The organism is Streptomyces parvus, assembly GCF_032121415.1.
Lineage (GTDB): Bacteria > Actinomycetota > Actinomycetes > Streptomycetales > Streptomycetaceae > Streptomyces > Streptomyces globisporus_A.
Window position 1 is genome coordinate 5,471,063 of the sequence record NZ_CP135079.1, and the last position, 24,610, is coordinate 5,495,672.

Below are 24,610 nucleotides of genomic sequence, written 5' to 3' on the forward strand. Positions count from 1 at the left end.
AGAGTTCTGCGAACAGCGGTGTGCTTCAAGATCCGCGTCATACACTGTGGTTGGGGGATTTCGATGACGTGACCTGCATGTGTTGTCGACCGCAATCGGCGAGTCAACGCGCCGTACGGGTCTCTCCACCCATTGTTCATCGCAGTCCGCCAGGAGCCCAACGTGCCGTACACGGCAGAGATCAGCCGCAGCAATCCCACGAGCATCATCTTCCTTGTTGATCAGTCGACCTCCATGAGTGACCCCATCGGCGGTGAAGTGCCGCAGCAGAAGGCCGATGTCGTCGCCGACGCCATCAATCGGCTCCTGACCGAACTCTCCATCAAATGCGCCAAGGAGGAGGGCGTGCGCGACTACTTCCACGTAGCGGTCATCGGCTACGGCGCGAGCGTCGGATCCGCGTTCGCCGGGGCGCTGGCGGGCCGGGACATCGTCCCTCTCAGCGAGGTCGCTGACAATCCGGCCCGGGTTGACGAGCGGAGCAAGAAGGTGTCCGACGGTGCCGGCGGTCTGGTGGAGACCGCCGTGAGTTTCCCGCTGTGGATGGATCCGTTGGCCCATGGCGGAACCCCGATGAATCGTGCTCTTCAGTACGCCGAGAGCCTCGTCGCGGGATGGACCGAGCGCTACCCGGCCAGCTTCCCGCCCATCGTCATCAACCTGACGGACGGCGAGTCCACCGACGGTGACCCCACTGCGGCTGCGGAGGCCATCACCTCACACGCCACCGCTGACGGAGCGGCGCTGTTGTTCAACCTGCACGTCTCGGCCTCAGGCGGCACGCCCACCGCCTTCCCCGACACGGCCGACGGCCTCCCCGACAGCTATGCCCGGACACTGTTCGCGATGTCGAGCCCCTTGCCCAGCCACATGCGTTCGTACGCTGCCTCGCAGGGTCAGCGTGTCAGCGAGACCACCCGAGGTTTCGTCTACAACGCGGACATCACCACGGTCGTACAGTTCCTCGACATCGGCACCCGGGCCACTGAACTGCGGTGACGACTCCCACCTCATGCGTGTACGTCACGCACCTCGTGGCTCCCAAGCACGGCAGTACGGAGGCGGAATGCGAAGACGCCGTCACCGTGCTGCCTGGTCACCCCCACGACTACATGCTCCGGGAGCCGCTCACCGCGGGCGTCTGCGACGGGGCTACGGAGAGCGCACTGGCCAAGGACTGGGCCCGTCTGCTTTCCCGTTCCGCGGCCGAACAGGCGATGGCATCGCCGGACCTGTTGGCAGGCGGTACCGGCTTTGAGGAGTTCGCATCGGAGGCAGTGTCACAGTGGGAACCCTGGCTCGGGCAGTACACGCAGGCGCGTCATGAGGAAGGCCGCCCATTGAAGTGGTACGAGCACACCAAGGTCGCAGAAGGTGCCTACTCGACCCTGCTCGCTGTGCGCATCGACCCGGACGCCGACTCCCACTCCAAGTCGACTGAACCAAGCTGGCGATGGCGTGCTGCCGCACTCGGGGACAGCTGTCTGTTCCATCTGCGCGACGACCAGCTGGCCCAGTCGTTTCCGGTGGAGTCCGTCGAGGAGTTCGGTACGACCCCCGACCTTTTCGGTAGTCGTAACCACGATGTGGCATTGCTGGCCCGTCGCTCGCGCTTCACCGAGGGCCGGTGCGGTACCGGCGACCGGCTGTTGCTGATGACGGACGCACTGGCTGCTTGGCTCATGTCCGCCCAGGACCAGGAGGACGCTGTAAAGCAGTTGCTGGAGTTCGCGGGCCCCGAGGATCTGGGCGGGTTCAACAACTGGCTGAACGGACTGCGGGATCGTGGGCAACTGCGCAACGACGACGTGGCACTCGTACGAATCGACTTCGAGGGGCGATGAACGTAGGCCCGGTCACCGGTCCGCAGCGGCAGTTTCCGAGTGGTGCCAAGTATGCGGAGGCACTGCAGCACACACAACTGTGCTTCCAGCACCCCGAACTCGTAGGAGCACGGCCGGAGCTCACCAAACTCGGTCTGCCCCGAGCCATTTCAGGCGCTTTCGCGAGCGTCTTCTCGCTGACCTCGGCCGTCTCGGGCAGACGGTATGCGATCAAGTGCTTCACTCGGAACGTCCCGGATCAGGAACGCCGCTATCAGGCCATCAGCGCGCGACTCGCTCGGCTGAACCCGGGGGAACTGTCGCAGCCATGGAATCTCGGATTCGAGTACCTAACCGACGCCATCAGCGTGGGGCCGCATCGCTATCCGGTACTGAAGATGGAATGGGCCGAAGCCGTCACGTTGTCGTCGTGGCTCGACCACAACCATGCGCGGCCCTCCGCTGTCGATCGTTTGGCCGAGCGTTTCGAAGCACTGACCCGTGATCTTGATGCTCTCGATATAGCTCACGGTGACCTGCAGCACGGCAATCTGCTCGTCGCGAGCGATGACACGCTGCGCCTGGTCGACTACGACGGCATGTTTGTCCCGGAGCTGGCCGGCATGAGTGGCACCGAAAGGGGACACCGCAACTACCAGTCGCCCATGCGTGGGAATGACGACTTCGGGGCGGAGCTCGACCGCTTCTCCGCCTGGGTCATTTTTCTGTCGCTCAAAGCGATTGCTTCCGACCCAGGCCTGTGGAGTCGCCTTCACGAGCCGAGCGGAGAGTTTCTGCTGCTCACCGAGGACGACTTCAAGAGTCCCGGCAGCTCCATGAGACTGCAGACGCTACTGGCCCATCCTGATCGGACGGTGAGCGGACTCGCCGACCAGCTGAGGTCCTTGGCAGCGCAACCGCTGGACGTCCTGCCCCCGCTCGCCTTGGCCTTGCCAAAGCAACGCGCCACCGCGACGACCTCAGCTACCGCCAATGCCCCTGTGCCTCCTGCGGCAGGCGGACTGCCGAGCTGGATGATGACTGGACACGTCTCCCCGGAAGCCGCGCCGCCACCTCCCCAGCCCTCGGACGCCGCTCCAGACGGATTCCGCACCCGAACGCTGCTGGATGTTGCCGCTGCCGGGCTTTGTCCTCTGATGGTGATCGCGACCGTCATCATTTGCGTGGCGGGTTTCCCAGTGTCACCGATCGAAGCAGGGATGCCCGGGTTCGTCGCCGTCGCGCTGATCGTATTCGCTCGGAGTCGCCGTGCGGAGAGGGCTGAGCTGCGGGCCACGTTGAGCAAGCTGACTGGTGAACTTGGACGGCTCGACGACCCGGTCAAGGCAGCAGAGAAGCTGCACAAGGAACGGGCGAGGTTCGACGCGGGGGAAGCTAAGCGGACCGCTGCTCTGACCAAAGCCCAGGCCAAACTCACCGCTCACTACCAGGCCGACCTCAAGGAAGCCGAAAAGCGCAAGGCCCGCAAGGAGCGCGACCTCGACAGGCAGATTGACGGACTTGCGGAAGAGCTCCGTAAGAGCCTGGCCCAGGCACTCACCAACAAGCAGTCCACGTATGTACGGGACCAGCTCGGCCGTCAGCTGATCTCTCAGTCCCCGCCCCCGGGCATCGGGCCGAAGCTCGCCTCGCGTCTGGCAGCGGCGGGCATCCGGACCGCGGCCGACTTCAAGGGCTACCGGCCCGTGCAGAACACGCACTACAACAGCACGGGTGCGGTCCTCGTGCTGAGCAGCGGTCGTGTCGTCGACGTCAACGGCATCGGCGAGGCCAAGGCCATCGCTCTTGATGTCTGGCGAAAGCGGGTGGTTGCTTCAGTGGAAGCACGGCAACCGACCTCCCTCGGCATGTCGGAACGCCAGTCGATCGAAGAGGACATCGCCCGTCGCCGGGCCCAGCTCGTTGCTTGGCGCAAGGGTGTGGAGCCGGAGACCGAGGCGCTGCGTGTGAAAGCACGGAAGCAGAAGGAGGTAGGGCTGGAACGGCTCAACCGGGAGAATTCCCTGGCAGGTGATCGGGCACGGCAGCAGCGTCAGGAGTTTGCTCAGCGTGCGACGACCCTTCAGCAGAACAGCGTGCTCCACGAGGCATTGAGCGCCGCGGTCGAGACCGCCAGGCTTCGACTGCGCCGATTGTCGCTCGGATGCTATGTGCGGTTCCTCTACATCGCCCGCTGACATCACGGTCGTGGGCTGCTGTCAGCGACGGGCCTGCTGCCCGATCGGGTGACATCTGAACTGGCTTGCTCTGTGGGGCGGGTGGGAAGGAGGCCCTTGTGTCGCTGCCTTGTCCGGATGGGTTCCGGGGTGATGCGTCTGCTTCGTAGTGCTCGAAGGTGGGAGTGGATCTGTATCTGCGCAAGCTGGCGTCTTGGCAGGCGACTGTCCGGGACCGGGAGGGGGGAGCGGTTCAGTGGGTCGTTCCCCCTCAGGGTGCAGGCGCGGGCCTGGGGCCTGGAGATGGAGACCGGGTTCTCTCGCGGAGGTGTGCGGGATCTGCGGTCCGGTGCGATGCCCTTCTCTGTGTGGCACGAGCAGTGGTGGGGCGCGCGCGTCGTCGAGCCGGACACGCTGCGGGGCGATGCGGGCAGCATCAGAAGCCACGTCCTGCCCTACTGGGCGGACTGGGAGATGCGGGCCATCACCCGGATGGGCATCCAGAGCTGGATCCGGGCCCTGATCGAGAAGGGCGCGGGAGCCGCAACCATCAGGCGGGCCTACAGTCTGGTGTCGTCGACCATGTGCTCGGCCGTCGACGACGAGGTGATTGCGGTGAGCCCGTGCCGCAACATCCGCCTGCCGGAGACCGCGGCCCAGCCGCCGCAGTGGTTCACGCTCGTCCAGGCGCAGACCAACCTGGACGAACTCCCCCTTGCCTGGCGGTCCATATGTCTGATCGGCTTCTACACAGGTCTTCGGTGGGGCGAGCTCGCAGGGCTGCACCGCCATCGGATCGACCTGCGCCGCTCCCGCCTGTTCGTCGTGGAGGTCAACACCAGGAGCGGCATCAAGGCATACCCGAAGAGTTCCAAGAGCCGCCGGGAGGTTCCGCTCCCGCCGAACGGTCTGGAGGCACTGGAGCGCCATATCCACCAGCTCGACGCGGGCGAGCTGGTCTTCACCACGGTGACTAAAGGACGGGCTGGACGTCGCCTCGACGGCGGCAACTGGCGAAGCCACACCTGGTGGCTGGCCGTCGGCAGTGCCACCTTCGAAGACACGGACGGACAGCAACTGCTCGTTCCGTACTACCCGCCACACTCCATGCGTCACACGTGCGCTTCGTGGCTTGTCCAAAAAGGGGTGTCGCTCTACGAGGTCCAGCACCTCCTGGGCCACGAGAGCTTCCAGACCACACAGCGCTACGCGCATCTTCAGCCGCACGCGCACAAAGCCGTCCTCGACGCCTGGCAGCGCCTGGAAACTCCCTTGGCCATTGCCTCGTAGCGGAGACGCCGACCCCGCCACTGCCGTCGAAGAGGGGACGCGTGACGCTCATTTGACGCTCGCGCCCCAGAAATCCACCACTCAGTGGCCGGAAAAACCTCCTGACCTGCGGCTTCTTGATCTACATGGAATCGCACATGTTTCCGATGACGCACCACGTGGAGTGCGTGGCGATCCTGGAGCCGGCCGCCAAGGGCTCCTGAGCCGCCGTTGCGCGGCCGTCCCGGGTGCTCCGTCCGCTTCAGCCGCCGACGGGCGTGACCCCTGAGGGAGCCGAAACCAGTCGGTACCCGCCGTCCTCGCGGACCACGTGTCCGGCGGTCGGCGGCGGGAAGTGGCTCCCTAGCAGGAGAGTTGACGTACCGGCCAGTGAGCCGAGCACCTTGTTCCGGGTCCTGGCCGCGAGTTCGGGAGCGATGTCGACGCAGCTGCAGAGCTCCGGATGCGCCATCTGGACCGGGTGGTGGATGCTGTCGCCGGTGACCCATGCGGTCTCGCCACCGCTGCTCAGTTCCACCGCTACCTGCCCCGGTGTGTGGCCGGGGGTGGGCAGCAGACGGATGCCCGGCGCGACGTGCGTGCCCTCGTCCGCGACGTCGACGAGGTCGAACAGACCTGCTTCCCGGACGGGATGGACCGAGTCCCGGAACATCTGCCGACGCGCCTCCTCCATGTCGACACCCGCCCAGTAGTCCCACTCGGTGCGTGAGGTGAGATAGCGCGCGTTCGGGAAGGTGGGTACCCAGGCGTCGCCCTCGGCACGCGTGTTCCACCCCACGTGGTCGGCGTGGAGGTGGGTCAGGACCACGACGTCAACGCTCTCCGGCGCGAAGCCCGCCGCCCGTAGCCGTGCTTCGTAGTCGCTGTTCAGGTTGTGCCAGGCGGGGTTGGCGCGCCGCTTCCCGTTTCCGATGCCGGTGTCCACCAGCACCCGCATGCCGTCCACCTCGACGGCGAAGCTGTGACTGGCCAGGCGCAGAATGCCCTTTTCGTCGGCGAATTCGGGGCTCAGCCAGGGAGTCCGGCTCACGAGGTCGGTGGTTGCCCCGGGCAGCAGCCACGGACCGGTCTGGGAGGGCAGGACGACTTCGTCGATGCGTCGTACGGTGTGGTTGCCCACCGTCCAGGAAGAGGCGGGGGGAGTGATGGACTTGGTCGTCTGCGATGAGGTGAACACGGCGACTTTCCTTACCTGTTGTGGGCCGCGAGGACGGAGATCTCCGGAGCGGGTGTGCCGGGTGAGGCGGATGCGTAGTTGCTCGTTGCCGGGCGGGAGGCCGTGTCCGGGGACGGTGCCCGGCGCCGACCGCGCAGCGACGCGGTCAGCGTCGCGACCGCGACGGTCGCCAGTACGGCCACGCAGCCGGCATAGGCCAGTGCTGCCGCACGCAGCCCGAAGCTGGCGGTGAGGGCACCGGCGCCGATGGCGGGCAGACTCATCGCCAGGTAGCTGAGTACGTAATAGAAGGCGAGCGTGCCGCCCTTCTCCCGGGCCGGGACCGAGCCGACGACCGCGCGCAGCGCACCCTGGGAGACGGCTCCGAAGCCGAACCCGGCCAGCGCCGCCCCGGCGAAGAGAAGTACGGGGCCGGCGAGATGGAGGGCACCCAGGGTCAGGACGGCCGCCGGAATCACCGCGCAGCTCCCGAGAAGAGCGGAGACGTCGGCGCGCATCCTGCGCGTGAAGTACACCGTCGGGGCGGCGACGGCCGTCAGCGTGAAGAAGACCATGCCGCCGGCGTATTCGGGTCCGCCGGGGGAGATGAGCCGTGTGAAGCCCGGCCCCAGGGACGAGTAGAAGCCGCCGAGTGCCCAGACGGCGACGACGCCGGCGCCGTTGAGCAGGAGAGCGTGGGCGGCCGCCGACGGCAGCGCCAGGTGGGGCCGCGTCGAGCGCAGTGCTCCGGGGCGGCGGCGGACGGTCTCGGGCGTCGAGACAAGGGCGACGGCCTGCGCGGCGAACACGGCGATCAGGGCCGCGTACACCGTGATCGTCGGAACGGGGGCGAAGCGCACCACGAGGGTCGCTGCCAGGACGCCGGCCGCCATGCCCGTCATGGGCGCGATGCTGTTGGCCAGGGCGGGGCGGCCCGGCCGGGCGGGGTCTTCCAGGTCGAGGAGAGCGGCACCCGCTGCGCTGGTCGCCGCGCCAGTCGCGATGCCCTGCAGTACGCGGGCGCCGATCAGGGTGGTCAGCCCGCCGGCCGTCGCGAACAGCGCCATGGAGGCTACCTGGACCCCGAGCGCGCCCAGGAGCACGGGGCGGCGTCCGACATGGTCGGAAAGGGTTCCGGTCGTCAGCAGTGCGATCAGGAGCGCCAGAGCGTAAGCGCTGAAGACCACGGTGATGTCGAGGGACGACAAGTGCCACTGAGCCTGGTAGTGGGGGTACAGCGGGGTCGGCGCGCTGGATGCTGCGAGCAGCGCGATCAGGATCGAGGCGTGCAAGACGAACGGCAAGCGCCCGGATGGGGAGGAGCGGGGAGGCGCGAGGCCGCCCGCGGGGACGCTCTGCATGAGAGTCCTTCCCGTACTAAAAGCGATTGGTTTGCTTTAAGTCACCGTAGGTCCTACGATCGACTAAAGCAAACGATTCGCTTTTGCGGTGGTCGGAGGTCCTCTAACAGCCCCGGCCCGTTGCGCCGCGCAGATTGGGAAGGAAGCCATGACCAGCGAAATCACCCCCCGAGAGGCAGCCCGAGGGGCGCTGCGGGCGGGGCTCCCCCTCGGGGACGGCCGACATGAAGGAGTGGCCATGACGGCCAACCACATCCACTCCGTGATCAGCACGTTGCGCGAGCTCGATTTCGGCGAGACCCCTCCCGCGTCCTCCTACCGAGCCGGACAGGGGAACGCCGATGCAACCGTTTGAGCTGTCGCTGGCCGAAGCCTCCCGTGCGGTGCGCGCACGGGAGCTGTCCCCCGTCGAACTCACCGAATCGGTGCTCGCCCGTATTGCCGCCGTCGAAGGACGGCTGGGCGCCTACGTCACCGTCACCGCCGACGCGGCTCTGGCCGCAGCGGTCCGCGCCGAACGGGAGATCTCCGCGAGCGGACCGCGCGGGCCGCTGCACGGGATCCCCATGGCGCTCAAGGATCTGATCGACGCGGAGGGGATACCCACCACGGCGAGCTCGCACGTCCGGGCAGGGCACGTGGCGGAACGCGACAGCCGGGTGGCCGAACGGCTCGGCGCTGCCGGGGCCGTCCTCCTGGGCAAGACGCACACGCATGAGTTCGCCTACGGCCTGACCACTCCGCAGACGAACAACGCGTGGGACCACAGCCGGGTTGCGGGCGGATCGAGCGGCGGCTCGGCGGTAGCTGTCGCCGCCGGCGCGGCGACGTTCGCCATGGGCACGGACACGGGCGGTTCCATCCGGGTCCCCGCTGCCCTGAACGGCGTGGTGGGCCTCAAGCCGACCTACGGGCTGGTCCCACGCACAGGCGTGACGTCGCTGTCCTGGTCCCTGGATCACGTGGGCCCTCTCGCCCGCACTGTCCAGGACGTCGCGCTGGTGCTGTCGGCGACCGCCGGCCACGACCCGCGCGACCCGGCGAGCGTGTCCGGCCCGATGCCGGCCCGCTTGCCGGGCGGCGACCTGCGAGGACTGAAGGTCGGCGTACCGCGGAACCACTACTTCGACCGGGTCGCACCCGAGGTCGAGGCGTCCGTACGCGGCGCGGTCGAGCGGCTGGCGGAGCTGGGGGCGGAGCTCGTCGACGTCGAGATCCCGATGGCGCGTTACATCCAGGCCGCCCAGTGGGGGCTGATGGTTCCCGAGGCCACCGCCTACCACGAGCGGTCGCTGCGGGCCACCCCCGACCTGTACGCGGCGGACGTTCGCATCCTGTTGGAGGCCGGCGCACTCACCTCCGCGGGCGACTACCTCCGCGCCCAGCGGGCCCGCACCATGATGCGAGACGCCTGGGCTCGCATGTTCGACGGAATCGACGTCCTCGCCGCGCCGACGGTGCCGATGACCGCCGCCGAGGCGGGGCAGGAAGCCGTCGAGTGGGCCGATGGCACGACCGAGGCCGTGTCGGACAGCTACGTCCGCCTCTGTGCCCCAGCCAACATCACCGGCGTCCCGGCCCTCAGCCTGCCGGTCGGTCACGACCGCGCCGGACTGCCGATCGGTATGCAGCTGATGGCGCGCCCCTTCCACGACGCGACGGTGCTCCGTGTGGGCCGGGTCTACGAGGAGTCGGTGGCCGGCGCGGGGCGGCTTGCTCCCCTGGCCGCCTGAGGGAAGGCGGAGGTTCCAGCCGGTACGCGGTCGCGTCGCCGCAGGGGCGTCCGCCGTGTTCGGGCGCCGGACACGTAGCCCAGGGGTCGCCGAGACCGGCCACCACCTAGAAGCAACAAAATCGCATTAAGGTGGAGCGCATGAGTCCCAAGCCCATGGTCCGCCCCGGCGGGCGCAGCGCACGCGTACAGGAGTCCGTCCATGCGGCGGTACGTGAACTCGTAGGGGAGGTGGGCCGCGACGCGCTCACGGTCCCGATGGTCGCCACGCGGGCGGGCGTGACCCCCTCCACGATCTACCGTCGCTGGGGCGACCTGCAGGAACTCCTGTCCGACGTGGCCGTCGAACGACTGCGCCCGGAAACGGATCCGGCCGATCTCGGAAGCCTGCGGGCCGATCTCGACGCGTGGGCGGAACAGTTCATCGACGAGATGTCCTCGCCGCCCGGCCGCGCCTACATCCGGGACGCCCTGCTCGGCGACCCCGACGGAACCAACGCCGGTCAGTGTTCGGCGTACGCCGCAGCGCAGCTCGACACCGTGTTGGCCCGTGCGGTGCAGCGGGGGGATCCGGTGCCCGAGACGGAACTGCTGATCGACCGTGTCGTGGCGCCGATCATGTACCGCATCCTCTTCCGCCCTGGCCGGCTGGACGCCGCATACGCGCGCGAGCTCGTGACGAACGCCGTGAACGCCCAGCAGACCGAGGCCGACGCCACCCCTCGGCACTCGAAGAAGAAGCCCGACAACTGACCTCTTGGCTCATCGGGCGGTTGGGCCGCCGGGTCGTGAGGCCGGACGGCCGGCTGTACAGGGGCCCTCGCCCCGGGCCCGGCCACGTCCTGGGCGCCAAGGGCTACGGCTCGAAGGGCGGTCCGTGCATGGTCCCGCCCGCCGGGGCAGCCGGGGAGGCCGCCCCGCCGGGCTCGGACCGTGAGGCCCACGAGCGCCGCAACGTCGTGGAACGGTGCTTCGACCGCTCGAATGGGAAGTGAAGGTTCGCCGTCCACTTCGGCAGAACCGCTCGGTCCGACGAAGGCCGCTGCCCTCGCGCTGCTCCTGATGGGGGCGCGAGGGCTGAGGGACCAACTCAGTCCATGTCCTCCCGGTCTTCCTCCATGCTTGCGTACCCGGAGTGGAACAGCGCGAAGAAACTGGGGTACTTCGTGGTGTCGCCGTATTTCGGTGCGAACTCGTAGGCGGACCACTCGCCGTCCGGCCCGACGTCGGTCGGGTCGAGCAGCCAGAAGTCCTCTCCCCGGGCTATTTCGATGGACCGGCGGAACAACTGGACATCGTCCTCGTTGCCGGGTATCGAGGCGTAGGTCTCGATCACGCGTCCGCCGGTCTCGCTGTCCCGCATCCACACGACGCGGCCACACGGATGGACGCCGTCCACGTAACCGTCGAGGTGCGTCCACCCGTCGCTCGCCAGGAAGAATCCCCGCACGCTGGGTGGGAACCGCACTCCGAGCCGCTCCTCGGATGCCGCCACAGCTTCCTCCCGGGCAGCGGCTTCGCCCAGCCACGCCTCGACCCGCTCCCCCTGATCCAGAGCCTCCAGCTGATCCTCGTCCAGCAGATCGGCCAGCTCTTCCTCGTCTGCGTGGAGCTCCACGTACAGCTGGCTGTATCGCTCCAGAAAGACACGCCACTCTTCCGGCGTGGTCAGTACGCCGGCAACTTCGTTCTCTTCAGGCTCAGTTGTCTCCGTCACACCGATCATGGTGCCAGGCGGCTCTGACATTGCCGATGGCTACCACCCGTACCGCGTGCGAGGGCCGGCTCGTGGTCGCCGCCTCTGACGCGGGCGCGGCATCTGACGACCGGCCATGGCCCCGGATGCGAGGAACTACCGGGAGGTCAGGCGTTGCTGACCCCGCTCTCGACGGCGTGGGCCCGCCGTTCGGTGAGGTAGCGGTACAGAGCGCCGAGCGCGGCGGCCTGGACGATGGCCCCGATGGGAATGCCTATCAGTCCCACGGGGCCGGCGACGAGGAACAGCATCGATGTCGGTGCGGTGGCCAAGACGGCCCACACCCCGGCGAAGCTGGCGTCTCCGGAGGAGGAAGCGGAGACGGTATCCACGGTCACCCACAGACACACCGCGAGTACGACGCCCAGATATCCGAGAGCCAGAGGGTTGACCAGGTAATGGCGGAGATTCTGGGGCAGCGAGCGAGGATTCTTGTCCATGTCGGATCTCCTGGAGATGCCGGGCTTCCCGGTGTGGTGACTGACCTGCTGACGATCTGAACGATGCCTTCCGTCGGCATTCGCCACATGAGTAGTCATACTCACGTTCGTTTTCATCGCTCGGCCCCGGGGGCGACGGTCGGCTCGAAGTGGGCCGACGGGCGGTGGTGGTGGGCCAGATCGCGGGCGATGGCGAGGCCCAGACCGGTGCCGCCCCGGCCCCGTCTGTGCCGTCGCCGCGTTCGCCCGCAAAGGAGTCGGGGGGGGGCGGCCGGGGGCCGTCAGCTGCCGTGAGGGAAAGATTCCGGCCTGATGCGATGACTCCCGGTCCGGAGTGCAGATTCTGGACCTGGCTTTGATCTCACTGTTCTAGCGTGATCGCATGAGCGAAGATTCTTCCGTCTTAGTGTCGTCTCTCCGGGATCTGGTTTCGAACGAGGTGTGGGCGGGGTTGACGGCCTACCCGGAGTGGCGCCGCCCGGCAGGGAAGACGCTGTTGTGGCAGGGGACCGAGGGAACGCAAGTTCTGGCCCTGGTGAGCGGGTTGGTCAAGGTGGTCCGGACCGATCGTGACGGGCGGAAGCGGCTCCTCGCCTTTCGTGGTCCGGGTGAGATTCTCGGCGAAATGGCGCTTCGGCGGGGCGATGTGCGGTTGGCGGACGTGCAGACAATGAGCACGTGCAAAGTCTCCGTGATTCCGGCTGACGACTTCCGGCGCCTCGCACGGGAACACGGCCTTGCCGGACCTCTTGCGGATCTGGCGATACGACGACTGAAGGAGCAGACAGAGGTCTATGACGGGGATGTACGCGAACGTCTGGTCATGGCGCTGCTCCGCCTGGTCGAGGTCTCCGGCGGAGAGCGCTCCTTCTCGCTGACCAGGGACGAGCTGGCCCAGCACATCGGTGTGGGGCGCAAGTCGGTGAGCCAGGCGTTGGCGCAGCTGGGCCCGGGCCTGGTGCAGGCCGCCAAGAGCCGGGTCGGCGTGGTCGACGTACAAGCTCTGCGGAGGGCGCTCGGCGCGGTGAGCGCCTGACCGAGGAGTGATGCGCGTCACCTCCTGTCGGTGCCCGGGGAGCGGAACGATCGCGGGCCCGCTGTGAAGCTCGGCATGCCGGACGACGTCACTTCCGGCCCCGCAGCCCGGCTCGAAACCGCCGGGCTGCCCTTCACGGAGGAGCGATATGAGCGAGCACATGAGCCAACTGCCCCGGGCAATCACCGGCTCCTACACGCGCAGCCGTCCGTTGCCGCCCTACCGGGGCATCCTCGCCGTCGACGCCAAGGACTTCACCGGGCGTCCGGCCATCGAGCACGAAGCCGTCAGCCGCGCCGTCCCCGACCTCCTCAGGACCGCCCTGGTGAGGGCGGAGCTCCTTGAACTCTGGGAGAACCGGGCCTTCCCCGCCACAACCGGTGACGGCTACGTCTTCGGGTTCGATCCCGCGCTCATGCCCTTCGTGGTCCACCCCCTGCTGCTCACGCTTCAGGATGTGCTGACCGACTACAACGTCCTGTCCCACGGAGTGGTGCCGATCAGGCTCCGGGCCAGCCTGCACATCGGCCCCCTGCCCGACACCGGCGACGAGTTCGGCGGCAACGGGACGGCGCGCAACGACACGCACCGATCAGGAACCCGTAACGCCGCGCCACCCCGTGGAGGGAGACCTTCGGCGGGCCGCCGCCAGGGTCACAGCCGCTTGGCGCTGCGGAGGGTCTTGGCGTAGTAGCCGTTGCCGTCCAGCCGGGAGACCCCGCCGACGTCGCCGATGGTCGGGCCGTTGATCTCCTCGCGGCTGGAGACGAAGATCAGGTGGCCCTCGGTGTCGTAGCCGAGCACGATGCCGACGTGGTCGAGCCGCTCCTTCGTGCGGGCGTCCAGCTTGAAGAAGACCAGGTCGCCCGGCTGGAGCTGGTCGATGGCGGACGGCCGGTCGTCGGGGCCCACGCCGGTCAGGGGGAGCACGTCGGTGCCCTCGTCGGAGCGGGCCATGCCATTGGCGGTGCGCGGCAGTCCGTCGCCGGAGGTGTCCGAGGACATCAGCGGGTAGCGGGTGCGGTAGCCGAGCACCATCCGGATGAAGCCCGAGCAGTCCAGAGACCTGGCGCGCAGGGACTCCGGTGTGCCGGTCCGACCGTCGCGGAAGGGGTAGGGCAGACCGAGGTAGTCGTAGAAGTCGGACTGCTCCAGGCGCAGGTCGCCGCCTTCCGCGCCGGTGGTGTTCAGCGGCCCGAAGTTGGCGTCACCGGCGTAGGCGACGCCTTGGTCGTCCTTCTTCTGCGGGGCGCCGGCCACGTACTGGAAGGCGGTGGCGAAGACGTCGTCCTCCTTGCTGTCCGCGTACTCGGCGTGCCAGTCGGTGAACCACTTCTCCTTCTCGGCGCCCTTCTTCCAGGGCTCGGGCATCAGACGCACCCAGTCCGTGGTGGAGACCTCGGAGGAGGTGGAGGCCGGTTCGGTGAAGGTGCGGGCCGGGCCGGTGAGCGTGGCCAGGCGTGCCCCGTCGGTGAACACCGCCTTGATCTGGCCGTCGGAGCCGCGCAGGACCGAGCGCGCCGGGTTCTCCAGCCGGGACCAGGTGGCCTCGCCCTCGTCGTCGTCGGCCGAGCCGGAGCCCTTGCCGCCGTCCAGGACGCCGACGTTGCGGACCTCGGTCACCCCGGGCGCCTCCTGCTTGCGCAGCTCCAGGGTGAGGTAGCCGGAGGTCGCGACGAGCGCCAGCACCACCAGTCCCGAGACGACGGGCCGTGACTTCTTCTTCCCTGCCATCGGTTACTCCTCGGTTGTTCGTGGGCTGCCGGTCAGACAGCGGGCATGATGCCGAGCAGCAGCCCGGCGGCGACGACGATGTAGGCCATGAGCGAGACCGTGCCGGTGGCCAGCAGGGTGGGGCCCTTCTGCTGGCGCACCAACTGGTAGGCGATCAGGCCGGGCACGATGAAGCCGAGGGTCTGGTTGCCGTAGAGCAGCGGGAACTCCAGCGACAGCAGGATCATCACCGTGCTCTGGAGCAGCACGCCGAGCAGCACGACCGAGGCGAACAGGCGCTTGCCGTACAGGATCACCAGCCGCTGCATGACCTTGGTGCCGGCGTAGGTGAGTGCCGTGACGCCCAGCACCATGGCCGCGCGCTGGACATCCTCGATCAGCGTCAGCGCGAGCCAGCCCGGGGTGATCATTCCGCCGGGCGAAAGGTTGGTGGTGAGGTAGCACAGCAGCGAGAAGAACAGCCCTATGGCGATACCCAGGGCGGCCATCTCGGGGGTCAGTGCGGCGGTGGTCAACGGGAACTCCGGGCGTCGTCGTGCGGCTCGTCGTGGGGCGGCCAGATGTGCGGTGCGGGCTCGTGCGGCTGCTTCCGCGGCGCGCCGGCGAAGAACTCGAAGGGCTGGTCCCTCCGCCGCCGGCCCTGCGCCTGCCCCTGGCCCTGTTCGGCGTACGGCTCCTGCCGGGTGTCCGGCTCGCGCTGTGCGTACGGGCCCTGCTGGGCGTGCCGCTCGCGCTGTGCGTACGGCTCACGCCCGGCGTCCTGCTCGTGGTGTTCGGGCTGCTGCCGGTAGGAATCCGTCGGCTGCACCGGGATGCGGACCACCGGGATCTCCTGCGTCTGCGAAGCCTGGTAGCGCTCCTCGTACGCCGGGTGGTACGAGGCGAACGGGTCCAGGCGGGACGCCTGCGCCGGGTTCGCGGCGACGGGGTTCGGCACCTCCTCGTCCGCCTCGCTCTCGTCGGCGGGGAGCTCGGCGAGGTACTCCAGCAACTCCTCGCCCTGGCCGTGGATGTTGCCGATGGCCACCAGGGAGGCACCGTCGGACATCCGGCCGAGCATCGTCGGCATGAACTCGTCGGCGGCCCGCTTCTCACCGCCCAGGTCGACCGCCCGGTCCTGCCACTCGGCGGGTATGGCGTCGATCGCGCTCTTGGCGGGGTGGCCGATGACGAAGACGTTGTCGGGCTGGAGGTCGGGGATGATCTCGCCCATCTGCCCGTTGCGCTCCACGCGGTCGGGGCGGCAGTTGATCACCACGTTCAGCGGGCGGCGGATGGCGCCGAGATCGAGGAGCTGGTTGATGTTCATCAGCGTCGACTCGGGGTCGTTGGCCGCGAAGACGTTGGCGAAGGCGAGCCGGTTGCCGTCGGGGGCCGCATAGCGCTCCACCGAGAGCACGCCCGGGTCCGGCGGGGCGTCGTACATCCCCTGGAGGGCGACCTCGCGCTCCACGCCGAGCAGTTCGGCGACGACCAGGGCGATCGCCACGTTCTCCTTGAAGGTGAACCAGCTGAAGCCGCGCAGCTCGTCGTCGCTGACGGTCTCCGGGTCGGCGTACACCAGTTGGCAGTTCCGGGCGTCCGCCTCCTCCTGGAGGATGTGGAAACGTTCCTTCTCGGCGGTGACGCAGATGCCGTCCTCCGGCATCGAGCGGCACAGCGAGCGGGCCACGTCGTCGAGGGTGGGGCCCATCTCGGCGAGGTGGTCCTCGCGTACGTTGCAGAGCACGCCGATCGTCGAGCGGATCAGCTTGCTCTGGTTGACCTCCTGGAGCGCGGGCATCACGGCCATGCACTCGATGACGAGCGCGTCGGGCCGGTAGGTGGCGGCCCGCCGGACGATGCCGATCTGCTCCACCACGTTGGCGATGCCGAACTTGCGGTAGACCGGCTCCTCGGTGGCGTCCGGGTGGATGAAGCGGGCGGCCGTCCCGGTCGTCTTGGCGACGGTGATCAGGTCACCGCCCCGCAGCGCGCCCGCGCAGAGCCGGGTGATGGAGGACTTGCCGCGGATGCCGTTGACGAGCACCCGCGAGGGGATGGTGTGCAGCGCGGCGTAGTGCCGACGCTGCTCCACGATGCCCGCGACGAGCAGGAACACGCTGCCGGTGAGCAGGACGAAGTAGAGGTAGAGCACGCTGGGTCACCTTCCTCCGGCGCCGGGCCGGGACTCGGCGGGCCGGCGCGCCTGGGTCTGCCGACGGGCCTGCAACTGCTGGCGGATCAGTTCGAGGCTCCGGACGACGGCGCCCACCTCGTCCTGGTAGCGGGGGTAGTGCACGGTCTTGAGGTCTCCGTCGGCGAGCTTCTCGGCGGCCGCCGCGAGGGCCCGCAGGGGCCGGACGACGACGAGGTGGATCCAGCCCAGGCAGACCACGATCAGGGCGAGGCCGAGCAGGCTGGCGAGCACGCTGCGGTCCTCGCGCTCGTAGGCGGTGATCTCGAAGCGGCCGGCGTCCTGCCAGCTCACGACGGTCCAGCCCAGGTCGGAGGCGATGCCGCCACCGGTGAACGGCGCCGCGGCGGCCACGGTGACGGTGCCGCCGTCCCGGATGAGCAGCCCGTTCTCCAGCGGCCCGGCGCCCACCCGCACATTGGCCGCGCGCACCAGGTCGGGCAGCGCGTCCTTCGGCAGCCCCTCGAAGGCGCGGAAACCGTCGCTGGCGGCGAGGGTCCGCTCGTCCGCGTTCACGATCCGGACCTCGCCGAGGCCGGGCCGCTTCAGCAGAGAGTTGAGGAACTCCACCCGCACCTCTCCGACCAGGGTCATGCCCTTGCGCTCCGGCACGGGTGCCCCGGCCTGGACGACGGGCCTCTTCTCGCCCTGGCCAAAGACGCGGACCAGCGACGGGTCCTTCTCCGTGCTCCACGGGTGGGGGTCGCCGCCGGCCCGGGCGACGATGTCGCCGGTCGCGCCGACGACGTACAGCGCCTGGTAGCGGGTGTGCTCGCGCAGGGCGCTCTTCAGCACGGTCCCGGTGGCGGCGGGGTCGTCGACGTCGAGCAGGCGGGAGGTGGAGACGAGGTCGGCCTGGGCCTCGTTCAGCGCCCGGCGGGCCCGGTCGGCGACCAGGTCGGTGCGGTCGCGCTGGTCGTTGACCATGACGGCGGGGATGCTGACGGTCCCGTCCGTGCGGTTGAGCAGGAGCCCGACGGGAACGCACCACAGCAGCAGGAGAACCGCCGTCAGCGCCAACGGCCCGCGCGCACCGCCCCGGAACCGGCCGGCCGGGCGCGCGCCGACGGGGCCGTCGGAGGCGTGCTGTCCACCGAGCTGGCCGCGGATGCGCTCCAGCGCGGCGCCGATGCGGGCGGCCTCGCCCCAGCGGGGCACCGTGACCGGGCGGATCAGGTCGCCGCGGGCGAGCCTGCGGGACTCCAGGAACAGGCCGAGCAGCGGGCGCTGCACGGTCATCCACAGCACGGCGACCGCGAGCAGGCCGAGCAGCACCAGGGCGCCCGCCGCGAGCAGGCCGAAGAGCTGCCGGCTGTCGTCGGTGAGGGTCTGCTGCTGGACCACGGGAAGCAGGGAGACGACCGTGAGGCCGAGACCGGCGGCGACGCTCTCCCCGTCCTCCGGGTCGGAGGCGGCGAGGGAGGCGTACCCGACGGTGGCGACCCGGCCGTTGTAGCCCCCGCCCACCAGGGTTCCGCTGACCCCGGGGTAGCCGCGGGAACCGGGCTCCCGGGCGCTCACCGGGTTCTGCTCGGCCTCCTCGGCGGCCCGGTCGGACAGCCGGGTCATCTGCTTCTGCAGGAAGGTGAGTTCCTTGCGCTCCGCGTCCGAGTTCAGCGCCTCGGACTGCTCGAAGCCGGCGGTCGCGAGGATCTCGCCACCACGGGCGACGACGGCCATGCTGCGGAACGGGCCCAGGTTGATGGGGGGTACGGAGAGGCTGTTGGAGGCCACCAGCAGCTGCTGCGCACCCTGCTCCCCCTCCAGCACGGCCATCGTCATCAGGCGTACGTCACCGGTCTCCAGCCGCACCATCCGCGGGGTGAGCGCCTGGTCACCGGAGAGGACGTCCTTGTCCACCCAGGCGAGCGGGATGCGCTCGCCGCGGGCGGCGAGCACCTTGCCGTCCGCCAGGTCCAGCACGGTGGTGCCGGTCCACTTCTGGTACGCCTTGCCCAGGTCCGACAGCACGCGCTCGGGGTCGGCCGGTTTGCCCGCGTTCAGCGCGGTGGCGGTGCGTTCGAGGTCGGTGACCCGCTCGTCGATCGAGGCGCGCAGAGCGATGGCGCCGTCCTCGGCGAAGTGCTGCTGCGAGGAGAGCACCGCCTTCGGCACGACCGGTTCCGCGCCCGGCCCCAGCACCTTGGCCGTGAGGCCCGCGAGGGCGAGGATCAGCACGCACAGCAGGGCGATCGGCGGCCGGATGCCACCCAGCAACGGCATGTCCGCACGTCTGCGGCTGCGCCGCCGGCCTTTCGGCACGAGGGGCGCGGCAGGAGTCGATGTCACCGGTTTTCTTCCTTGGTCGCTGCGGGTGCTCAGTGCCCGGAAGAAGCACCGCTGTCGCATGGCTGCGAGACGTCGTCGTGGAAAGGCGCAAGACGCTGTCGTAGAAAAGACGGACAAGCGCCTAAGAGGTTGTGTCCGTTGGCTTACGTGGTGGTGTGGGCCTGGTCACTTCTCCAGCGACAGCCGCTTCAGGCCGTCACCGCCCGGCGCTCCCCGGTTGAAGAGGAAGCCGCGGGTCCGGTCCTCGGCCAGCCGGTAGCGCGCGGTCCGGTCGGCGGACAGCCCTCCGGGGTTCTCCAGCGCCTGCTGTACGTCCACCAGTCGGAGGTCCTCGACCGCGCCCTCGGGCGCCTTCTCCCCGGGTTCGAGCTCCGGCGGGATGTCCACGAGCGTGGTGCGGTAGCGCGCGGAGACGTCCCAGCCGTCGGTGGTCTCGCGGAACTCGAACCAGCCGATCGCCCCCTCCTCGGTGAGGCCGGTCGGCGAGGAGTGCCGGGCCACCTGGTTGCCGAGGCCGTAGGCGACCCAGGTGCCGTTGACCTTCTGGATCGGCTGCACCACGTGGGCGTGGTGCCCGATCACCAGGTCGATGCCGGTCTCCTCGGTGATCCGCCGGGCCATGTCCAGCTGCGGGACGCTCGGCTCGTTGTAGTGCTCCAGGCCCCAGTGCAGGGAGAGCAGCACCACTTCGGCGCCCTTGTCGCGGGCCCGCTTCTCGGCCTTCTTGATGGCTTCCGTGCGGGAGAGGTTGAAGGCCCAGCTCTGCTTCTCGGGCGTGGGGTTGAGGAAGGACTCCCAGGAGTACGAGAGGTGGGCCACCTTGACGCCGTTGACGTCGCGGATGTTGATCTGCTCTGCTTCCTTCGGCGTCCGCGCCGATCCGCTGTGCCCGAGGCCCACCTCGTCCATGGCGTCCAGCGTGCGGCGCACGGCTTTCAGTCCATGGTCGAAGGTGTGATTGGAGGCTGTCGAGCAGGTGTCGTATCCGACGTCTTTCAGACTGGTCAGGACCTGCGGCGGAACCAGGAATTCCGGGTATCCCTGGAAGGGGCCCTCGGGGTTCCCGACGGGTGTCTCCATGTGACAGATCGCGAGGTCGGCCTTGCTGATCACGGGCTTCACCCCGGCGAGCAGCGGTCCGAAGTCCAGTCCGGCCTCCCCGCGTCCGCTCTTCTCGGCATCCTCGGCGGCCTGCTCGACCAGCTCGGGATGGATGAGGACGTCTCCGGCCGCGGCGACGGTGAAACTGCGGCCGCCGGCCTTGGCCTGGGGCTGCGCGGGCTCGGAGCCGCACGACACGGTGAGGCCGACGGCTATCGCCAGCAGGCCCACCGAACGACCCATACCGAGAGAATTACGGAATGTCACTGAGTCATACTTACATGAGCCTCATGTGTGATCGCCGTATTGCCATCACGGGAGGATCACGTTTCCTCCGCATTTTCGTCCCAGTGGGTTTGATCCTGGCTCTGGCCGGTTGTCAGGCCGATACGTCCCCGACCCCGGAGGACACCGTTCCGCGCGCCCGGGAACTGGTCGACCTGCGCAGCCGCATCCTCGGGTACACGGCGACGTTCCGCCCCGACGCTTCCTACAGCCCGCCCGGCAAGGCGCAGCGCGCGCGGCTGGCGAAGGCCGTCGGGAGTCTGCTGTCGGGTGACGCCCAGGGAGCCGAGCGGCAGCTCGCCCCGCTCGGCCTCGGCCTCAGCCGCCTCACCGACACCGACTCGGGCCGCCGCTACGACGAGATCGCCGCGACCGGCCCGGGGGAGAGTGCCCGCTGGGGCCGCGTGTACCTGAACGCCGACTCGGCCGTCCGCTGGAACGCCCAGGTCCCGCACCCCGTCTCCGACCGCGACACGGAGGACCTGGGCATCCGGCTCCTGGAGCGGAACCCCGGCGGCGCACTCGTCCTCGCGGGAACCCACCGCCGGGCCGGTGAGGACGGCGAGGCCGATGTCGCCCACCGTGAGGACAGCGCCTTCCACGCGATCGTCGTGGAGCTGCAGAAGCGCGGGGTGCCCGGCGTCCAGCTGCACGGCTTCGCCGACTCCTCCGACCGCCCCTGGGACGCCGTCGTCTCCACCGGAGCCGTCGAGACGGCCCCCGCCGAGGTGACCGTTCTGGCCGACCGCATGGACGACGACGGACTACGGGTCTGCCGGGCCTGGGAGGCCCGCTGTCCGCTGGAGGGCAGGAGCAACGTCCAGGGCCGCTCGGCGGAGCGCGCACACGCCGGCTTCGTCCACGTCGAACTGGCCCGCCATGCCCGCGCGGACGACGGCCGCGACACCGAGGAGGCGGCCGAGGCCCTGGGCGGACTGGTCGCGGGGTGGAACGCCGGCGGTTAGGCCGTCGGGGGAGTTCGGGCCGGGCGCCTTCTGAGCGCTTGGTCCCAGGACTTGAGCGTTTGGCTGACGAGATCGGTGAGGAGGTGCAACTGGGCGCAGGTGCGCCCCCGTTCACGGGTGGCCGAGAGGGCGTGCCCGGTCAGGGGCGCGAGTTCGGTCAGCGGGTGTCCGGGCGCGGCCGGGACCTCCGGGTGGCGACGTGCCGGGGGTGGAAGTCGCTCCGGCGGTGGCGTTGTCCTCGGGCCGAACCGATGTATAGCCTGGACAATGGCATGTGACATTGCACCCGGAGGTGGCGATGGAGGTCGTGGTCGTCGGCGCGGGCATCGTGGGCGCCGCGTGCGCGTTCCACGCCGCCTCCGCCGGTCTCGGCGTCACGGTGCTCGACCGGGGCCCCGTCGGTGCGGGCACCACCAGCCGGGGGGAGGGGAACATCCTGCTCTCCGACAAGGAGCCCGGACCGGAGCTGGAGCTGGCCCGGCTCAGCCGTGACCTCTGGGACGAGGCGAGTGAGGAACTGGGTCCGCAGGCAGTCGAGTTCGAGAACAAGGGCGGCCTGGTCGTCGCGAGTTCCCTCGAAGGCCTCGCCGCCCTGCACGCGTTCGCCGCACGCCAGGCAGCGGCCGGTATCCGTACCGAACTCGTGGACCGTGTAGGCGAGTTCGAGCCGCACATCGCGCCCGGCCTCCCCGGCGGCGTCCACTACCCGCAGGACGCCCAGGTGCAGCCCGTCCTCGCGGCGGCCGGGCTGCTGCGGGCCGCCGTCCGGCGCGGCGCCCGGGTGCGTACCGGCGAGGCGGTCGCCGCCGTCACCGGAACCGACGGGCGGGTCAACGGAGTTCGCACGGCAGACGGTGCGATGCTGACCGCCGACGCCGTGGTCAACGCGGCCGGAACGTGGGGTGGAGAGGTCGGCCGCCGCCTCGGCGCCCCCGTCGAGATCCTGCCGCGCCGGGGCTTCGTCCTCGTCACCGAACCGCTGCCGCCGATGATCCGGCACAAGGTCTACTCCGCGGACTACGTCGCCAACGTCGCCTCCAACGACGAGGGCCTGGAGACCTCGTGCGTCGTCGAGGGCACCCGCGCGGGCACCATCCTGATCGGCGCCAGCCGCGAACGCGTCGGCTTCGACACGGCGATGAACCCGGACGTGGTGGCCCTGCTCGCCGCGCGGGCGTGCCGCCTCTTCCCGTTCCTGCGCGACGTCCATCTGATCCGCGCCTACCGGGGGTTCAGACCGTACTGCCCCGACCACCTGCCGGTCGTCGGTCCGGACCCCCGGGTCCCCGGCGTCCTTCACGCGTGCGGCCACGAGGGCGCGGGCATCGGCCTCGCTCCCGGCACCGGCGCCCTGATCACCGCCCAGTTGCTCGGCCGCCCGTGGCGCGGCGCCGACCCGGCCGCCCACACCGGCCTGCTGCCCGACCGATTCCTCACGACCGGAGGTGTGCCGAAGTGACCGGAGCGGCCGAGGAGACCGACGTACCCACCGCACCCGCGTTCACCGTGGACGGCGAACCGCTGGCGTTCGTCCCCGGACAGACCCTGGCCGCCGCGCTCGTCGCCTCGGGCCGGGTCGCCTGGCGGACCACCCGGGGCGGGCAGCGGCCCCGGGGCGTCTTCTGCGGGATCGGCGTCTGCTACGACTGCCTGGTCACCGTCGACGGAAGGCGCGGGCAGCGCGCCTGCCTGGTGCAGGCCCGCGCGGGCATGGCCGTCGGGACGGGGGAGGGCGACGATGACTGAGCCCCAGGACCTCGGCGACCGCGGCGGCCTCGGCGGTGGTGGCGCGACGACCGAACCCGACGACGACCACGCCGCGTCGCGTGAGCCCCGGGACTCCGTCGACCTCGTGGTGGTGGGCGCCGGACCGGCGGGTATGGCGGCCGCGGCCGCCGCCCTGGACGGTGGGCTGCGGGTCGTCCTCGTCGACTCGGGCCCCGCACCGGGCGGCCAGTTCTGGCGCCACCCCCCGGACCACGCGCGCGAGACCCTCCCCACCGGGGACCTGCACCACGACCTGCGCACCTACCGGGCGCTGCGCGCCGCCCTGGCCGCCCACGAGCGCACCGGCCGGCTCACCCTCCTGCTCGACCACCCCGTGTGGACCACGGCCCGCGCGGCGGACGGCTTCACCGTCCACGCCGTGGACCGCAGCAGGCCGCCCGAGGAGCGGGCCGTCGTACTGCGCGCACCGGCCCTGATCGTGGCGACCGGCGCCTACGACCGCCAACTCCCCTTCCCCGGCTGGGACCTGCCCGGCGTCCTCACCGTCGGCGGAATCCAGTCGCTGCTCAAGGGCGGGGGAGTGGTGGCCGGCCGGCGCGTGGTCCTCGGCGGCACGGGCCCCTTCCTGCTGCCCGTCGCCGCCGCCCTCGCCGCCCGCGGCGCCGAGGTGGTCGCCGTGTGCGAGGCGGGGGCGCCCTCGGCCTGGCTGCGCCACCCCGCCCCCCTGCTGCGCAACCCCGCCAAGTGGGCCGAAGCCGCCGGTTACGCGTACACGCTCGCCCGGCACCGGATCCCGGTCCGCACCCGCACCGGCATCGTCGGCGCCGAGGGAGAGGAGCGCGTCGCCGTCGTACGCATCGCAGCCCTGGAGGGCGGCGGGGCGCCGATGCCGGGCACCGAGCGGCGGATCGAGGCCGACACCGTGGGTGTCGGCTGGGGCTTCGTCCCGCAGCTCGACCTGCTGCTCCCGCTCGGCTGCGACCTCGCCGACGCGGGCGACGGCACCATGGCCGCCGTCGTCGACGCCGGACAGCGCACCACTGTTCCCGGCCTCTACGCCGCGGGCGAGACCTGCGGGGTGGGCGGGGCTGCGCTCGCGCTGAGCGAGGGGCGCGTGGCGGCCGTATCGGTGCTCACCGACCTCTCCGCGCCGGGCCGGCCGGGCCTCCGGCCGCCGGCCGCGGAACGCCGGGCGGTGGTCCGGCACCGCGCCTTCGCCCGCGCCCTGGCCCGGGCCCACCCCGTGCCGCGGGACTGGCCTGCCTGGCTGACCGACGACACCACGGTCTGCCGGTGCGAGGAGGTCACCGCGGGGACGGTCCGCGCCGCCCGCGCCGACGGCTCGGCAATCGACCACCGCCAGGTCAAACAGCTGACCAGGGCGGGCATGGGCTGGTGCCAGGGCCGGATGTGCGGTCCCGCCGTGCACTGCCTCGTCGCCGCCCGCGCGGAGCCCTACACCCCCGCCGAACGGCTGATCGCGACCCCCCTCACCCTCGGTGCGCTCGCCGACTCCGGCGAGCCCTTCACCGGCGAGACCCCTTCCGAACCGACCTGAGGA

At 70.0% G+C, this 24,610-nt stretch carries 21 protein-coding genes and 1 pseudogene; 13 read left to right on the top strand and 9 right to left on the bottom strand.

The features are described from left to right. Nucleotides 1-162 precede the first annotated feature (162 nt). The 4 genes from RNL97_RS25655 to RNL97_RS25670 all read left to right on the top strand — a co-directional run bounded on the left by RNL97_RS25655 (nt 163) and on the right by RNL97_RS25670 (nt 5,290). A complete protein-coding gene (locus RNL97_RS25655; protein ID WP_030581314.1) occupies nt 163-999 on the top strand; it encodes a vWA domain-containing protein in 837 nt (278 codons plus the stop codon). A 17-nt stretch (nt 1,000-1,016) separates the two neighbouring features. Beyond that, entirely contained in the window at nt 1,017-1,844 is an 828-nt protein-coding gene (locus RNL97_RS25660) for a hypothetical protein (RefSeq protein WP_234313380.1), read from the top strand. Then, nucleotides 1,841-4,021 carry a protein kinase family protein gene (locus tag RNL97_RS25665; RefSeq protein WP_030581320.1) on the top strand — a complete coding sequence of 727 codons (2,181 nt, stop codon included), beginning with the start codon at nt 1,841-1,843 and terminating at the stop codon, nt 4,019-4,021. The genes RNL97_RS25660 and RNL97_RS25665 overlap by 4 nt, the downstream gene beginning before the upstream one ends. 345 nt (nt 4,022-4,366) lie before the next feature. Then, a complete protein-coding gene (locus RNL97_RS25670; protein WP_234313381.1) occupies nt 4,367-5,290 on the top strand; it encodes a tyrosine-type recombinase/integrase in 924 nt (307 codons plus the stop codon). 241 nt (nt 5,291-5,531) lie between these two features. Here RNL97_RS25670 and RNL97_RS25675 read toward each other — a convergent pair whose 3' ends face one another. Both RNL97_RS25675 and RNL97_RS25680 read right to left on the bottom strand, forming a co-directional pair. Beyond that, the gene (locus RNL97_RS25675; protein WP_313751241.1) at nt 5,532-6,467 is read right to left on the bottom strand and encodes an MBL fold metallo-hydrolase; all 936 of its coding nucleotides are present in this window, start codon (nt 6,465-6,467) and stop codon (nt 5,532-5,534) included. Nucleotides 6,468-6,478: 11 nt separating this feature from the next. Then, nucleotides 6,479-7,750, bottom strand: coding sequence for an MFS transporter (locus RNL97_RS25680; RefSeq protein WP_313751242.1), 1,272 nt, complete (start codon nt 7,748-7,750; stop codon nt 6,479-6,481). Between the two features lie 205 nt (nt 7,751-7,955). Between RNL97_RS25680 and RNL97_RS25685 the strand changes: the two genes are divergently transcribed. From RNL97_RS25685 to RNL97_RS25695, 3 genes are all read left to right on the top strand, one after another. Beyond that, on the top strand, nt 7,956-8,162 hold the full coding sequence (locus RNL97_RS25685) for a hypothetical protein (RefSeq protein ID WP_078652004.1): 207 nt from the start codon (nt 7,956-7,958) through the stop codon (nt 8,160-8,162). Then, nucleotides 8,149-9,540, top strand: a complete 1,392-nt coding sequence (locus tag RNL97_RS25690) for an Asp-tRNA(Asn)/Glu-tRNA(Gln) amidotransferase GatCAB subunit A (RefSeq protein WP_030581333.1) — start codon at nt 8,149-8,151, stop codon at nt 9,538-9,540. The genes RNL97_RS25685 and RNL97_RS25690 overlap by 14 nt, the downstream gene beginning before the upstream one ends. Nucleotides 9,541-9,680: 140 nt before the next feature. Next, entirely contained in the window at nt 9,681-10,292 is a 612-nt protein-coding gene (locus RNL97_RS25695) for a TetR/AcrR family transcriptional regulator (RefSeq protein ID WP_313751243.1), read from the top strand. Nucleotides 10,293-10,629: 337 nt separating this feature from the next. Here the strand turns inward: RNL97_RS25695 and RNL97_RS25700 are convergent, their stop codons facing one another. Further along, a complete protein-coding gene (locus tag RNL97_RS25700) occupies nt 10,630-11,265 on the bottom strand; it encodes an SMI1/KNR4 family protein (RefSeq protein ID WP_243316429.1) in 636 nt (211 codons plus the stop codon). A 137-nt stretch (nt 11,266-11,402) separates the two neighbouring features. Further along, nucleotides 11,403-11,735, bottom strand: a complete 333-nt coding sequence (locus RNL97_RS25705) for an SCO4225 family membrane protein (RefSeq protein WP_030581344.1) — start codon at nt 11,733-11,735, stop codon at nt 11,403-11,405. A 382-nt stretch (nt 11,736-12,117) separates the two neighbouring features. On the opposite strand from RNL97_RS25705, the gene RNL97_RS25710 reads away from it, so the two are divergent. Continuing rightward, a complete protein-coding gene (locus RNL97_RS25710) occupies nt 12,118-12,771 on the top strand; it encodes a Crp/Fnr family transcriptional regulator (protein WP_030581347.1) in 654 nt (217 codons plus the stop codon). A 148-nt stretch (nt 12,772-12,919) separates the two neighbouring features. Then, nucleotides 12,920-13,363, top strand: a pseudogene (locus RNL97_RS25715) (hypothetical protein); the annotation flags it as partial. Nucleotides 13,364-13,425: 62 nt separating this feature from the next. On the opposite strand, the gene RNL97_RS25720 reads toward RNL97_RS25715, so the two are convergent. From RNL97_RS25720 to RNL97_RS25740, 5 genes are all read right to left on the bottom strand, one after another. Next, nucleotides 13,426-14,505: a C40 family peptidase gene (locus RNL97_RS25720; RefSeq protein WP_030581353.1), complete on the bottom strand. Its 1,080-nt coding sequence runs from the start codon at nt 14,503-14,505 to the stop codon at nt 13,426-13,428. Between the two features lie 32 nt (nt 14,506-14,537). Continuing rightward, the gene (locus RNL97_RS25725; RefSeq protein ID WP_313751244.1) at nt 14,538-15,020 is read right to left on the bottom strand and encodes a poly-gamma-glutamate biosynthesis protein PgsC/CapC; all 483 of its coding nucleotides are present in this window, start codon (nt 15,018-15,020) and stop codon (nt 14,538-14,540) included. Continuing rightward, a complete protein-coding gene (pgsB, locus tag RNL97_RS25730; RefSeq protein WP_243315453.1) occupies nt 15,017-16,642 on the bottom strand; it encodes a poly-gamma-glutamate synthase PgsB in 1,626 nt (541 codons plus the stop codon). Before pgsB ends, RNL97_RS25725 begins: the two co-directional genes overlap by 4 nt. Nucleotides 16,643-16,648: 6 nt before the next feature. Beyond that, nucleotides 16,649-18,904 carry a cache domain-containing protein gene (locus RNL97_RS25735; RefSeq protein WP_030581359.1) on the bottom strand — a complete coding sequence of 752 codons (2,256 nt, stop codon included), beginning with the start codon at nt 18,902-18,904 and terminating at the stop codon, nt 16,649-16,651. A 231-nt stretch (nt 18,905-19,135) separates the two neighbouring features. Then, nucleotides 19,136-20,314, bottom strand: coding sequence for a CapA family protein (locus RNL97_RS25740; protein WP_030581362.1), 1,179 nt, complete (start codon nt 20,312-20,314; stop codon nt 19,136-19,138). Nucleotides 20,315-20,421: 107 nt separating this feature from the next. Between RNL97_RS25740 and RNL97_RS25745 the strand changes: the two genes are divergently transcribed. The 4 genes from RNL97_RS25745 to RNL97_RS25760 all read left to right on the top strand — a co-directional run bounded on the left by RNL97_RS25745 (nt 20,422) and on the right by RNL97_RS25760 (nt 24,607). Beyond that, a complete protein-coding gene (locus tag RNL97_RS25745; protein ID WP_313751245.1) occupies nt 20,422-21,321 on the top strand; it encodes a hypothetical protein in 900 nt (299 codons plus the stop codon). Nucleotides 21,322-21,619: 298 nt separating this feature from the next. Beyond that, a complete protein-coding gene (locus tag RNL97_RS25750) occupies nt 21,620-22,780 on the top strand; it encodes an NAD(P)/FAD-dependent oxidoreductase (protein ID WP_030581368.1) in 1,161 nt (386 codons plus the stop codon). Continuing rightward, nucleotides 22,777-23,067 (top strand): (2Fe-2S)-binding protein, encoded by a 291-nt coding sequence (locus tag RNL97_RS25755; RefSeq protein WP_050500020.1) that lies wholly within the window; start codon nt 22,777-22,779, stop codon nt 23,065-23,067. The genes RNL97_RS25750 and RNL97_RS25755 overlap by 4 nt, the downstream gene beginning before the upstream one ends. A 133-nt stretch (nt 23,068-23,200) precedes the next feature. After that, a complete protein-coding gene (locus RNL97_RS25760) occupies nt 23,201-24,607 on the top strand; it encodes an FAD/NAD(P)-dependent oxidoreductase (protein WP_313751670.1) in 1,407 nt (468 codons plus the stop codon). The last annotated feature ends 3 nt before the right edge of the window (nt 24,608-24,610 follow it).

Excerpts from the sequence above, each read along its gene's own strand:
- RNL97_RS25665 (WP_030581320.1), top strand. The coding sequence starts at position 1,841 with ATGAACGTAGGCCCGGTCACCGGTCCGCAGCGGCAGTTTCCGAGTGGT.
- RNL97_RS25685 (WP_078652004.1), top strand. The coding sequence starts at position 7,956 with ATGACCAGCGAAATCACCCCCCGAGAGGCAGCCCGAGGGGCGCTGCGG.
- RNL97_RS25690 (WP_030581333.1), top strand. The coding sequence starts at position 8,149 with ATGCAACCGTTTGAGCTGTCGCTGGCCGAAGCCTCCCGTGCGGTGCGC.
- RNL97_RS25695 (WP_313751243.1), top strand. The coding sequence starts at position 9,681 with ATGAGTCCCAAGCCCATGGTCCGCCCCGGCGGGCGCAGCGCACGCGTA.
- RNL97_RS25700 (WP_243316429.1), bottom strand. The coding sequence starts at position 11,265 with ATGATCGGTGTGACGGAGACAACTGAGCCTGAAGAGAACGAAGTTGCC.
- RNL97_RS25705 (WP_030581344.1), bottom strand. The coding sequence starts at position 11,735 with ATGGACAAGAATCCTCGCTCGCTGCCCCAGAATCTCCGCCATTACCTG.
- RNL97_RS25710 (WP_030581347.1), top strand. The coding sequence starts at position 12,118 with ATGAGCGAAGATTCTTCCGTCTTAGTGTCGTCTCTCCGGGATCTGGTT.
- RNL97_RS25720 (WP_030581353.1), bottom strand. The coding sequence starts at position 14,505 with ATGGCAGGGAAGAAGAAGTCACGGCCCGTCGTCTCGGGACTGGTGGTG.
- RNL97_RS25735 (WP_030581359.1), bottom strand. The coding sequence starts at position 18,904 with ATGCCGTTGCTGGGTGGCATCCGGCCGCCGATCGCCCTGCTGTGCGTG.
- RNL97_RS25740 (WP_030581362.1), bottom strand. The coding sequence starts at position 20,314 with ATGGGTCGTTCGGTGGGCCTGCTGGCGATAGCCGTCGGCCTCACCGTG.
- RNL97_RS25750 (WP_030581368.1), top strand. The coding sequence starts at position 21,620 with ATGGAGGTCGTGGTCGTCGGCGCGGGCATCGTGGGCGCCGCGTGCGCG.
- RNL97_RS25760 (WP_313751670.1), top strand. The coding sequence starts at position 23,201 with ATGGCGGCCGCGGCCGCCGCCCTGGACGGTGGGCTGCGGGTCGTCCTC.